Below are 12,070 nucleotides of genomic sequence, written 5' to 3'. Positions count from 1 at the left end.
TTCGCCTGCCTACGCCGACCACCATACGCGCAACTTGGTCACCTGACAAAGTCGAGTGACGAAGTCGTACGTCAGGGTCGACTGATTGAGTCGCTTCCGCCGATACTCTGGGGCCATGGCTCACATCCCCGCCGCCGAACGGCGTCCGCAACTCGTCCAAGCCGCCATCGAGCTGATGGCCCGCGAGGGAGTCGACGCCGGATCCACCCGCGCCATCGCCGCCGAGCTGGGCGTGGCGCAGGCGACGGTGCACTACACCTTCGGCACCAAGCGCGACCTCTACCGCGCGGTCATCGAGCAGATGACCGTCGAGCTGGTCGAGTTGGTGCGCGGCGCCGCCCCCGACGAGGAGCAGGGGCCCGCCGACTTCGAGCGGGCCATGCGGCGGATGGCCGAGGCGCTGTGGCAGGCGCTGCGCGAACAACCGGGACGCTTCCGGCTGTTCATCGAGCTCACCACGTACGCCGTGCGCAACCCCGACCTGCACGAGCTGCTCCGCCGCCACCAGCGCGACCTGGAGGAGACGGCGGCGGAGCTCATCGCGGGTGTCCTCGCCCTGACGGACGACGCCCACGCGGCCGAACCCCTCGTCGTCGCCCGCTTCTTCCTCCAGGGCTTCGACGGTCTCTCGCTGCGGCACCTGGTGATGGGGGACGGCAAGGGGGACCCGGCGGCCGACGCCGATTCCGCGGCCGACCTGGAGCGCCTCCTGGAGGCGACGCTGAACCTCACACGCGCCAAGTAGGGCCCGCGCGACCAGCAGCAGCGGCCCCTACGCGTAATCCCGCACCAGGAGCTTGAGTCCGGGCGCGCCCATCAGCGCATCGAACTCCCGCCCCCGGTAGTCGGCGCGCACCTCGAACCCGGCGCGCTCCCACGTGTGCTGGGCCCGCGTGTTGCCGTTGAGGCAGAGAACCTGCGCGCAGGCGTAGCCCTGCTCGCGGCCCAGCTCCAGGGCCTGGTCGAGCAGGGCCTGCACCACGCCGGTGCCCCGGAACTCGGGGACGACGGCGACGTTCTCGATCCCCCAGGCGCCGGCGTAGTCCGCGGGCAGACAGGACTGGAAGATCCGCCGGCGCTCGTACACGTCCTCGAAGGCGGCCGTGCCGGGCCAGTCGGCGGCCGCGGCGAGGGCGGCGCACTGCTCGCCGATCGCGGCGTGCCCGTCGGTCGCGGGGTCATAGGCGGTGAGCGCTCCCACGGGGCGTGGGCCCGCGTCGCCCGCCGTCTCCGCGATCCAGAAGCGGGACAGATGACACCAGTGGGTGCGGGGCGAGAGCGCGAGGGCACGCAGGATCTTCCGGGTCACCTCGGTGCGCTCGCCGAGGAGCGGCTCCCAGCAGCAGCGGTCCAGGTGGGACGTGGCGGCGGTCTCCATGGCCCAGACCGCGAAGTCGAGATCGGCGGGGACGGCGGGGCGCACCGTGACCGCGGGGGCCGGGGACGTCCCGGGGCTCTCGGCGTGGGCGCTCTGGGCGCTTCGGGTGTTCCGCACGTTGACCACCTGTTTCCGCAGCTCTGGCTGCCCATGTCCTGGTGGGGGTCTATTGGCTCCCTGTTGTGACGGTAGACGGCACTTGTTCGTTTGACCAAGTCATGTGAACCGATTTCGGCCGTACGGGGGAACGCGCCGCAGCTCGACGTGCGACGGGGGCGGCGAGGTCGCTCACCGGGGGCAAGGTCGCTCGCTCAGGGGGCGCAGGCGTCGGCGATCGAGCGGCTGTTCTCGTAGAGGTGGTGCCGGGTGACCCGGCCGTCCTCGACGGTCAGGCGCAGCGCGAAGGGGCCATCGAAGGACTTGCCGGTGTCGCGCACGGTGCCCCACAGGTGGCCGAAGATCACGGCATCGGCGCCGTCGACCAGCAGGGTGTCGACCGTGGCACCGGCCTTCTCCGGCACCGTGTGCGCGGCGAGTTCCGCGGACTGGGCGGCGCACTCGGCGGCGGTGGACCGCGGCCGGATCCACGGCACGCCCGGGTTCTCGGCGAGCATCCAGTCGACCTCGTCGGCGAAGAGCGCGGCAAGCCCCTCGGCGTCACCCGTCAGCCTGCACTGGAGGAAGGCCTGCACGGCGGCGCGGGTGGCGTCTTCGGTGGAGGGTGTGACGGTCATCTGCTGCTCCTCGGTCGGCTGCCCTGCGGGTAGGGCCCATATTTCCGCGCGGCCGCGGAGGGGTCGATTACGCCGGAGGTAATGCCGCCCCGCGGTGCCACTCCCGCCTCGCCGCCCGGCGGGGACGTTATGGTCTAAACCAGTCACTCGGTACGGTGGCGGCCAGAGAAACGAGAGCGCGTGGGCCAGGGGAGGGGAAGTGCCGTGGGGCTTGGGGCTGTTGTGGGGCTCGTCTGTTTTCCGGTGAAGTCGATGCTGGGGGAGGAGCGCGAGCGGATCGTCCTCGACGAGCGGGGTGTGGCCGGTGACCGGCTGTGGGCCCTGCGGCACGACGACGGGAAGCTGGGGAGCGGCAAGAACAGCCGCCGGTTCCGGCGCACGCCCGGGATGCTGGAGTACGCCGCCGTGTACGAGGGTGACGGCGGCGACCCCGTCGTCACCACCCCGGACGGCGAGACCCTGCGGCCCGGCGATCCACGCATCGGTGAACTCTTCGGAGCGGGAATCGAGTTGGCGCGCGAGGGCGAGGTGCGCCATCAGGACGCGGGCGCCGTCTCCCTCGTCGGCACCGCGTCGCTGCGCGCGCTCGGCGAGCTGCTCGGCGACCCCGACCCCGTCGACGTACGCAGGCTGCGCAAGAACATCGTGGTCGCGACCGAGGAGCCGTGGACCGAGGAGGACTGGGTGGGACGCGAGATCGCCTTCGACGGCGGCCTGCGCCTGCGCGTCGTCGAGCGCGTCGAGCGCTGCGTCATGACCACCCAGGCCCAGCCCGGCCTCCCGGCCGACCACCGCATCCTCAAGACACTCACCGCCTCGCGCGGCATGCGCATCGGCGTGTACGCGGACGTCGTGACGCCCGGCACGCTCGCACTCGGGGCGGGGGTGACCGTCCGATGAGCGCTCCTGGAAAGGGAGTTCAGGTCGCGCTGCTGCTCGCGCTCGTCGTCACCGGAACCGTCACCGGTTGCACCCCGCAGGAGAAGGCCGACGGCTCTTCGGGGCTCGGCACCGAGGCGGGCCCCGCGCTCGCCGCGGTGGACACGCTCACCGTCAAGGGCCGCGCCCCCAGGACCGGTTACGACCGGGACCGGTTCGGCAGCCCCTGGGCCGACACGGACTCCAACGGCTGCGGCACCCGCGACGACATACTCAAGCGCGACCTGGAGGACGTGAAGTACCGCGACGGGGACTGCGAAGTGGTCTCCGGCGAGCTCTCGCCCGACCCGTACACCGGCAAGGACGTCACGTTCGTGCGGGGCCGCAGCCAGGTCGACATCGACCACCTCGTGGCCCTCTCGGACGCCTGGCAGAAGGGCGCGGGCACGTGGGAGCCGAGCAAGCGCATCGCGTTCGCCAACGATCCGCTCAACCTCCTGGCGGTCGACGCGGGCCCCAACCGCGGCAAGGGCGACGGCGACACGGCCACGTGGCTCCCGCCGGACAAGGGCTACCGGTGCGCCTACGTGGCGCGGCAGGTGGCGGTCAAGAAGAAGTACGAGGTGTGGGTGACGGGCGCCGAACGGGACGCGATGAAGCGGGTGTTGTCGGGCTGTCCGCGAGAGAAACTGCCGGCGGGTGAAGGGTCGACGGCCGCGCCCGGACGGTTCCACGCGCGCTGAGCGGTTCCGTGCGACGGAGAACCACTGATCCGTACGACGGAGAACCACTTACTCGTACGACGGAAAACGACTTAACAGGCGGGCCCGTGCCCGCTAGCGTCCGCGGCATGGACCTGAAGATCACGACGCTGGCCGAGCGGCCCGAACTCGCCGGGCCGCTCTGGGCGATGGACGACACCTGGCCGGAGTTCATCGGGAACGACCCCATCGCGTGGTCGATGATCGGGCGGATCGTCAAGGACTTCCCCGAGTACGTCCTGGTGGCCACGGACGAGCGGGGCACGGTCGCGGCCAAGGCGTTCAGCGTGCCGTTCGCGCTGGACGCCGACGGGCGCCGGGAGCTGCCGGACGGCGGCTGGGACCAGGTCATGCTCTGGGCGTTCTCGGACCTGCGGCACGGCAGGAAGCCGGACAGGGTGAGCGCGATCGAGATCACCGTGGCCACGAAGTTCCTCGGGCAGGGTCTTTCCGGGCGGATGCTCGCGGCGATGCGCGAGAACGCACGCGCGCGTGGCTTCGCGGAGGTCGTCGCCCCGGTCCGCCCGAACGCCAAACACCTCGAACCGGCCGCGCTGATCGACGCGTACGCGGTCCGCGAGCGGGACGACGGGCTGCCCGCCGACCCGTGGCTGCGGGTGCACGTGCGGGCGGGCGGCACCATCGAGAAGGTGGCGCACGCGTCGATGACGGTGTCCGGTTCCCTCGCGCAGTGGCGGGCGTGGACCGGGCTGCCGTTCGACACCGCCGGCCCCGTCGAGGTGCCGGGCGCGCTGGTGCCGGTGCTCTGCGAGCCGGAGCGCGGCTACGCGGTGTACGTGGAGCCGAACGTGTGGGTGCGGCACGTGCTGTGAGCCCGGGCCGCACCCCGGTCGACGCCGGACGGGAGGGTCAGCCCGCGAGCTTGTCGATGTCCATGACGTCGCCGGTGGGCGGCTGCGCGTCGACCGGCTTGTCGAATTCGCTGAACGCCAGGCTCTCCGGCGTCTTGGCCGTCTCGTTCACGACCTTCAGCAGGTACGGCTTGCCCTCCGTCGCGACGTAGAGGGTGTACCGGTCGGCGCCGTCGCTCTCGGTGAGCGTGAGGGCGGGGGTGCCGTCGACCGTGGTCGTCTTTCCCCTGCGCGCGGCGGAGTTGACGTCCTTGAACTCGGCGAGCAGCACGTCCAGGTCGCAGAACGAGGCGAGGTCCTTCGCGTCGGCGCCGGTTGCGGAGGTCTTCACCCACCGGTCCGCGAGCATGTCCACGGCGGCCTTGGTGTCGGCCGCGGGCTCGCCCTTGCCCTGGGCGCGCAGGAAGTCCGCGTCGTACTTCATGTAGACCGTGCGCGCGGTCGTGATCAGGTCGAGGGAGCCCTCCCCGCCCATCGCCATGGTGCCCGCGCACTGCCCCTTGGTGTCGAAGGCCATGTCCAGCTCGATGGTGCCGGTCTCGTCGGGGACGCTGCCCTTCACCTTGAGGGACGAGGTGTCGGTCGTCGCCTTCACGGCCTTGTCGACGATGTCGGGCCCGGACATGCCGGGGAAGGGACCGGCTTCCTTCTTGGCCTCCTTCACCTTCCCCTCGCTCTTCTTGGAGCCGCCTGTCTCGGTGCCGCAGGCCGTCAGGCCGACGGCCGCGGCGGTGGCCAGGCAGGCAGCGGCAAGAGTGGTACGTCGCATGAAGATCCCCCCACGGGAACTTGGAACGTGCGGTGCTGGCGACATCTCAGCAGAGGTTGTGAACCGAGTCAACACGAGTTCACATGGACAGTTGGTTAACGCGCGTGAATGCGGAGGTGCCGCACCCGATGGGTATGCTCGGCGCCACAGCGCCACGCCGGGGCACCTGTGCGGCGAGGTCAGCGGGACCGAGGGGAGCCAGTCGGTGGGGGACAAGTCGGCGCGGGACAACGCGACAGAGGTGACCGCCGCCGGGATCGCCCGGCTCGCCGGTGTCGGCCGGGCGGCCGTCAGCAACTGGCGCCGCCGCCACCCCGACTTCCCCAAGCCCGTCGGAGGCACCGAGACCAGCCCCTCCTTCGCGCTCGCCGAGATCGAGGAGTGGCTGCGCGCCCAGGGCAAGCTGGGCGCGCTCGGCGAGGTGCCGCTGAAGGAACGCGTCTGGCAGCACCTCGCGGGTCACCCCGCCGGCCCCGTCACCGCACTCCTCCACGCGGGCTGCGCCCTGCTCCTGGTCCACGACCGCCACCCGGACTGGCTCAAGGTGAGCGCGGTGTCGGACGAGCGGATGGCACGACTGCTGCCAGCAGCCCTCGAACAGGTCGTCGTTCCGCGGTTCGGAAAGCCCCGGGCCGCCGGAGCCGGCCCGTCGCGGGCGGCGGTGCGCGTCCCGGACGCGGATCAACTCCTGCCCTCCGTCCCGCTGCTGCGCGGCGCCGCCGAGCTCGCCTCCGAACTGGGGGCCCGGCAGACGTACGAATTCCTGATCGGGCGCTACGTCGACGCCAACCCCCGGCAGTACACGCTCACCCCGGCCGGGCCGGCCGACCTGATGGCCGCGCTCGCGGGCACCGCCCCGACCGTGCTCGACCCCGCCTGCGGGACCGGAGCCCTGCTGCGCGCCGTCGCCCCCCGCCCTGACCAGCGCCTCTACGGCCAGGACAGCGCCCCCGAACTCGCCGCCCTCACCGCGCTGCGCCTCGCCCTGCACTCCGACGCCATCGTGCGCGCCGCGGCCGCCGACACCCTGCGCGCGGACGCCTTCGGCGAGCAGCGGGCCGACGCCGTGCTCTGCCACCCCCCGTTCAACGAACGCAACTGGGGGCACGACGAACTCGCCTACGACCCCCGCTGGGAGTACGGCTTCCCGGCCCGTACGGAGTCCGAACTCGCCTGGGTCCAGCACGCGTTGGCCCGGCTCCGGGACGGCGGCACCGCCGTCCTCCTTATGCCGCCCGCCGCCGCGTCCCGCCGCTCCGGACGCCGGGTGCGCGCCGACCTCCTTCGCCGCGGCGCCCTGCGTGCCGTGATCGCCCTGCCCGCGGGCGCCGCGCCCCCGTACAACATCCCGCTGCACGTCTGGGTCCTGAAGAGGCCGGTTCCCGGCGCGACGACCCCGCCCGAGCTGCTCCTCGTCGAGACTGCGGGGCTCTGCGCCGCCGACGGAAGGGACCGGCAGGCGTGGCGTCCGGTGCAGGACGCCGTGGTCGATGTCTGGCGGAGCTTCGAACGGCACGGCACGGTCGACGAGCGGCCGGGGCTCGCCCGCTGCGTGCCGGTGCTCGAACTCCTCGACGACGAGGTCGACCTGGCCCCCGCCCGCCGTCTGCCGCCTCCGGCCGCGGGCGGCGGGGCCGAGGAGCTTGCGGCCGTCCGCGAGCGGCTCGGGGAAGCCGTGCGGCGCACGGGGGACCTCATGCCGCCGCCCGCGAAGCCGAGGGAGGCGGAGCACCGGCCGGTGACCACCGTGGGTGAACTGGCCCGCGCGGGCGCCCTGTCGCTGTGTACGGCGACGGGATCCGGGGCTGCCGCCCCCGGCGTCACGCGCGTCCTCACCGAGCACGACGTGCTGGCCGGGACGGAACCCTCCGGCACCCTCGACCCGTCGGCCGATCCGGCACAGGAGAGTGCCCTGGACGAGACGGCCGACTGCGTGGTGACCCGCCCCGGAGACGTCGTCATCCCCGTCTCCGGCGGTGGCACCGCGGCCCGCGTCATCGACGAGACCACCGCGGGCGCCGCACTCGGCCGCGGGCTCACCCTCCTGCGCCCCGATCCGGCCGCCCTCGACCCGTGGTTCCTCGCCGGCTTCCTGCGCGGCACCGCCAACAACCGCCAGGCGAGCAGCTACGCGTCCACCGCGGCCCGGCTCGACGTCCGAAGGCTGCGGCTGCCGCGCCTGCCGCTGGAAGGGCAACGCGGCTACGGCGAGCGGTTCCGCCGGCTCGCCGCCTTCGAGGACGCCCTGCGTCTCGCGGGCAGGCTGGGCGAGCAGTTGGTGCGGGGTCTGCACGACGGACTGACGGACGGCACGCTTCCGCCGGAGTGAGTCGACCGGGTTCCGGCCGGGCGCGGGAGCGGGCCGCGATCGGGACGTGACCAGTACGGCAACGGTTCGGTACAACCCGGGACCGCTTCCACGTGTCGGCCTATACGCTCGAATCAGCATCAGTTCGTCTTTCGACTTCTCGGCCGTGCGTTCCCCCTCGGGAACGTACGGCCGCATCAGGCATCAGGAGCAGCCATGCACGGCCACGGCTATGCGCCGCAGCAACCGCCGCCGAACTCCGGCGGCACCCACGTGACGCTGCGCGTGCTGTTCGTGGTCCTCGCCGTCGTGACCTGCGGCCTGCTCGCCTGGGCGCCGATGCTGCGCCTTGCGATCGTGACCCGCAAGTCGTACGACTGGGTGCTCTTCGGTCTCGTGACCGCCCTCGACGTGACGGCCCTCGTGCTCGTCGGCGTCGACCCGGGCGACGAGGAGTTCCAGGGGCCGGGCAACGCGGGCATGGTGGTGCTCCTGACCACGCTGCTCGCCGCCGTCGCCTACTACCTGTTCGCGGACATCAGGCACTTCAGCCGCTACCGGCAGCAGTACCCGGGCTACGCGGGACCGCAGCCCGCGTACGGCTACCCGCAGCAGCAGGGACCCGCCCCCGTCCACCTCCAGCCCACCCAACTGCACCAGCCGCCGGTCCAGCAGACGCCGCCCCCGCCCACGCGCCCCGCACCGGCCCGCATCCACCAAGTGCAGGCCGAGCTCGACGAGCTCAGTGACTACCTGCGCAAGCAGGAAGGCGGCAACTGAACGTGTCACCGGGGACGCCACTGGGGGCGGACGGTCGCGGCGGCCGCGTCGTCGCCGCGCGCTACGAACTCTCCACGCTCATCGGCCAGGGCGGCATGGGCCAGGTCTGGACGGCGTACGACCAGCGGCTCGACCGCCGCGTCGCGGTCAAACTCCTGCGCCCCGACCGCGTCGCGGGCGCCGAGGCCGACGAGCTGCGCCGCCGCTTCGTGCGCGAGTGCCGCGTCACCGCACAGGTCGACCACCCGGGCCTCGTCACCGTCCACGACGCGGGCACGGAGGGCGAGGACCTCTACCTCGTCATGCAGTACGTCGACGGGGCGGACCTCGGCGACCACCTCGCCGAGCACGACCCCTACCCCTGGCAGTGGGCCGTCGCGATCGCCGCGCAGGTGTGCGCCGTGCTCTCCGCGGTGCACGCCGTGCCGATCGTGCACCGCGACCTCAAGCCGCGGAACGTGATGGTCAAGCAGGACGGCACGATCAGCATCCTCGACCTGGGCATCGCCTCGGTCATGGACACCGACACCACCCGCCTCACGCACACCGGTTCGCCCATCGGCAGCCCCGCGTACATGGCGCCCGAGCAGGCGATGGGCGGCGCGGTCGGCCCGTACACCGACCTCTACGCCCTGGGTGTGCTCCTCCACGAACTCCTCAGCGGCGACGTGCCGTTCTCCGGCTCCACCGCGCTCGGCGTCCTGCACCGCCACCTCTACGAACCGCCGCTCCCCGTCCGCCGCCTGCGCGCCGAGGTCCCCGAGGCACTCGAAGCCCTGGTGCTCCGGCTCCTCGCCAAGGACCCCCAGCACCGGCACGCCAGCGCCCAGGAGGTCTACGAGGAACTGGCCCCGCTGCTCCCCGCGCGCGGCATACCGACCGGCGGGCCGCTCGACCCCACCCGCCCCTTCCTGCGCCCGCACGCCCCGTGGCCCGACCGCGCGACGACACCGGCGCCCGCCCCCGCCATCCAGCCCGACCGGCCCGACCACCGCCGGACCCCCGGCAGCCACACCGACGTGGTGCACGCGGTCGACGAGGTCAAGCGGCTCCTCGGCGAGGGCCGCATCACCCAGGCCGTCGACATCCTCGGCTCGATCCTGCCCGCGGCCGCCGCCAAGCACGGCGAGCACTCCCCGGTGGTCCGCTCCCTGCGCAAGCAGTACGCGGCCACCCTCATGGACGACGGCCAGTACCGCCGCGCCCTGCCCGAACTGCGCCGCCTCGCCGACGAGCGCGCCGCCGAGTCCGGCCAGGCCGACCCGCACTCCCTCCAGTTCCGCTACGAGGCGGCGCAGTGCCTGGAGCAACTGGGCGAACCGGCGGCGGCCCTCGCGGAGTACCGCGCGCTCCTCCCCTATTACGAGAACCGCTACGCCTCCGACGACCGCGACCGCCCCCTGGAGATCCGCCGCCGCATCGGCCACCTGCTCCTCGCCCTGGGCGACCGGGCGGCGGCGCACGACACGCTGGCACGGCTGCTGATGGACGCCGAGCGGATGCACGGGGTCGGCCATCCGTTCCCGGCGGAGATCCGGCGTACGTTGCAGTGGCTCGGACAAGTGCGCGGTTAGAGGGATCGGGGGTGCCTCAACTTCACCCGAATCGTTGGTCGAATGGGTGGCCGAGAGACCGGCCACTGCCTAACATCGATCACCGCAAGACTTTGTGCGCCCGCCCGTCGCCCGACCACCACCCCAGGTGGAGGCGCTTGCGCGCCGCAGGTTTATGCACAATCTCTCGACCGGGAGGCTCACTTGCACCGCCGCCGTCGCACCGCGCTCGCCCTCTCCACCGCGGCCATCGCCGCGGCCCCCCTCCTGACCGCCTGCGGCGCCGAAGCCCATCCGGGCGCCGCGGCCGTCGTGGGCAACGACCGGATCACGGTCTCGCAGCTGGAGGGCCGGGTGAACGAGGTGCGCACCGCGCAGCGCGCCGCGATCCCGGACGAGCAGCAGTACGAGCAGGCCATCGCCAAGTCGGGCGGCCTCACCCGCAGCACGCTGCACACGATGGTCCTCGACAAGGTGCTGCACCGCGCGGCCGTCGACGCCGGCGTGGACGTCTCACGCCGCGACATCCAGACGATGAGAGCGGGCCTCGAAGAGCAGGCGGGCGGCAAGAAGCAGCTCGAACAGGGCTGGCTCCAGCAGTACAGCGTCGCCCCGTCCCAGCTGGAGAACAGCCTCCGCACGGAGATCGAGGCCCAGAAGCTCGCCAGGAAACTGGGCGTGGACATGAACGCCCCGGAGGGCCAGGCGATCTTCTGGAAGGAGCTCTCCAAGGCCTCCAAGAAGCTGGACGTGGACCTGAACCCGCGCTACGGCACGTGGGACGTGGAGAAGAGCAAGCGCGCCGACAGCAAGACGCCGTGGGTGCGCGAGGTGTCCGGGGACGGTGCCGCGGGCCCCAAGCAGGCATAAGGACGTCAGTCGGGGGCCGCAGGCGGCGTGGGTTACGTTCGACGGGTGAACGCAACCACGCCCCCGGCCGACGCCCCCGGCCGCGTCATCCTCCTCACCACCAGCCACCGCGTGGCCCCCGGCCTGCTCTCCTGGCCCGCGTGGCAGGCGCTGCACGCGGCCGACCAGGTCCTGTGCGCCGACCCCACGCACCCCCAACTGCCGTACCTGCGCGAGGCGGGCGTGCGCGTGGAGCAGACGTCGCCCACGGCCCAGGAGCTGGTGGACGCCTGCACCGGCGGCCGCACGGTCCTCGTCGTCGCCACGGCCGAGGGCGACAGCGCCCTGACGGACGGCCTCGCGAGGCTCGCGGGCTCGGGCCGCGTCTCGATGCCCGACCTTGAACTGCTCCCGGCGTCGTACGACCTGCCGGGCGCCCGGCTCCTCGACCTCGTCCAGGTCATGGACCAGATCCGGGGCGAGTGCCCCTGGTCGTCGCAGCAGACGCACGAGGGCCTGGCGAAGTACGCGATCGAGGAGGCGTACGAACTGGTCGAGGCGATCGAGGAGGGCGACAGGGAGGAGCTGCGGGAGGAACTGGGCGACGTCCTGCTCCAGGTGGTCTTCCACGCGCGGATCGCCGAGGACGACGAGGAGTCCCCCTTCTCCGTGGACGACGTGGCGGGCACGATCGTCGAGAAGCTGATCAACCGCCACCCGCACGTCTTCGGCGACGACTCCGCGGACACCCCCGAGGACGTCAAGGCGCACTGGCTCCGCACGAAGGCGGAGGAGAAGCAGCGGTCATCGGTCACGGAGGGCATCCCCCTCGGCCAGCCGGGCCTGGCCCTCACGGCCAAGCTGGCCTCACGGGCGCGGACAGCGGGTCTTGAGGTGACCCTCCCCTCGGGCGAGGGAGTCGGCTACGAACTCCTCGCGCTGGCGCTGCGCGCGGAGGCGGAGGGTGTGGACCCGGAGGCGGCACTGCGAGCAGCGGCTCGGGCTTACCGGGACGCGGTCCTGTCGGCGGAAGCGAATCCCACCCCGCCCGGCGCCTGAGCCACTGGCCCAAGCGGGCCCTGCGGGGCTTTCCCCCATCCCGCCCCTTCCCGAAACCATGGGGCTCCGCCCCCTGGACCCCCGTACAAGATGTCCTCAATCGCCGGACGGGCTGACATCTGTCAGCC

General features: G+C 72.5%; 12 protein-coding genes. 9 read left to right on the top strand and 3 right to left on the bottom strand.

Annotated features, from left to right (window positions below):
• Window positions 1-115: 115 nt before the first annotated feature.
• On the top strand, window positions 116-745 hold the full coding sequence (locus ACWGIH_RS29075) for a TetR/AcrR family transcriptional regulator (protein ID WP_453447673.1): 630 nt from the start codon (window positions 116-118) through the stop codon (window positions 743-745).
• Between the two features lie 27 nt (window positions 746-772).
• Here ACWGIH_RS29075 and ACWGIH_RS29070 read toward each other — a convergent pair whose 3' ends face one another.
• Together ACWGIH_RS29070 and ACWGIH_RS29065 are read right to left on the bottom strand one after the other, a co-directional pair.
• A complete protein-coding gene (locus ACWGIH_RS29070; RefSeq protein ID WP_453447671.1) occupies window positions 773-1,495 on the bottom strand; it encodes a GNAT family N-acetyltransferase in 723 nt (240 codons plus the stop codon).
• Window positions 1,496-1,689: 194 nt separating this feature from the next.
• On the bottom strand, window positions 1,690-2,112 hold the full coding sequence (locus ACWGIH_RS29065) for a nuclear transport factor 2 family protein (protein WP_453447669.1): 423 nt from the start codon (window positions 2,110-2,112) through the stop codon (window positions 1,690-1,692).
• 180 nt (window positions 2,113-2,292) lie between these two features.
• Between ACWGIH_RS29065 and ACWGIH_RS29060 the strand changes: the two genes are divergently transcribed.
• The 3 genes from ACWGIH_RS29060 to ACWGIH_RS29050 all read left to right on the top strand — a co-directional run bounded on the left by ACWGIH_RS29060 (window position 2,293) and on the right by ACWGIH_RS29050 (window position 4,585).
• Complete coding sequence (locus tag ACWGIH_RS29060; RefSeq protein ID WP_453447667.1) at window positions 2,293-3,012, top strand: MOSC domain-containing protein; 720 nt, start codon at window positions 2,293-2,295, stop codon at window positions 3,010-3,012.
• The gene (locus tag ACWGIH_RS29055) at window positions 3,009-3,734 is read left to right on the top strand and encodes an HNH endonuclease family protein (RefSeq protein ID WP_453447666.1); all 726 of its coding nucleotides are present in this window, start codon (window positions 3,009-3,011) and stop codon (window positions 3,732-3,734) included. The genes ACWGIH_RS29060 and ACWGIH_RS29055 overlap by 4 nt, the downstream gene beginning before the upstream one ends.
• 107 nt (window positions 3,735-3,841) lie before the next feature.
• Window positions 3,842-4,585: an N-acetyltransferase gene (locus ACWGIH_RS29050; RefSeq protein WP_453447664.1), complete on the top strand. Its 744-nt coding sequence runs from the start codon at window positions 3,842-3,844 to the stop codon at window positions 4,583-4,585.
• A gap of 37 nt (window positions 4,586-4,622) precedes the next feature.
• Here the strand turns inward: ACWGIH_RS29050 and ACWGIH_RS29045 are convergent, their stop codons facing one another.
• Window positions 4,623-5,393 (bottom strand): hypothetical protein, encoded by a 771-nt coding sequence (locus tag ACWGIH_RS29045; RefSeq protein ID WP_453447663.1) that lies wholly within the window; start codon window positions 5,391-5,393, stop codon window positions 4,623-4,625.
• A gap of 205 nt (window positions 5,394-5,598) precedes the next feature.
• On the opposite strand from ACWGIH_RS29045, the gene ACWGIH_RS29040 reads away from it, so the two are divergent.
• The 5 genes from ACWGIH_RS29040 (at window position 5,599) to ACWGIH_RS29020 (ending at window position 11,942) form a co-directional block, all read left to right on the top strand.
• Complete coding sequence (locus ACWGIH_RS29040) at window positions 5,599-7,722, top strand: N-6 DNA methylase (RefSeq protein WP_453447661.1); 2,124 nt, start codon at window positions 5,599-5,601, stop codon at window positions 7,720-7,722.
• A gap of 195 nt (window positions 7,723-7,917) precedes the next feature.
• A complete protein-coding gene (locus ACWGIH_RS29035) occupies window positions 7,918-8,481 on the top strand; it encodes a hypothetical protein (RefSeq protein WP_453447659.1) in 564 nt (187 codons plus the stop codon).
• Window positions 8,482-8,483: 2 nt separating this feature from the next.
• On the top strand, window positions 8,484-10,055 hold the full coding sequence (locus tag ACWGIH_RS29030; RefSeq protein ID WP_453447658.1) for a protein kinase domain-containing protein: 1,572 nt from the start codon (window positions 8,484-8,486) through the stop codon (window positions 10,053-10,055).
• 183 nt (window positions 10,056-10,238) lie between these two features.
• Complete coding sequence (locus ACWGIH_RS29025) at window positions 10,239-10,904, top strand: SurA N-terminal domain-containing protein (protein WP_453447656.1); 666 nt, start codon at window positions 10,239-10,241, stop codon at window positions 10,902-10,904.
• Between the two features lie 45 nt (window positions 10,905-10,949).
• Window positions 10,950-11,942: a nucleoside triphosphate pyrophosphohydrolase gene (locus tag ACWGIH_RS29020; RefSeq protein WP_453447655.1), complete on the top strand. Its 993-nt coding sequence runs from the start codon at window positions 10,950-10,952 to the stop codon at window positions 11,940-11,942.
• The last annotated feature ends 128 nt before the right edge of the window (window positions 11,943-12,070 follow it).

The sequence above is a fragment of the Streptomyces sp. NPDC054872 genome (assembly GCF_053610705.1).
Note: the sequence above shows the minus strand (reverse complement) of the source record. Positions and strands in the feature narration are given on the sequence as shown.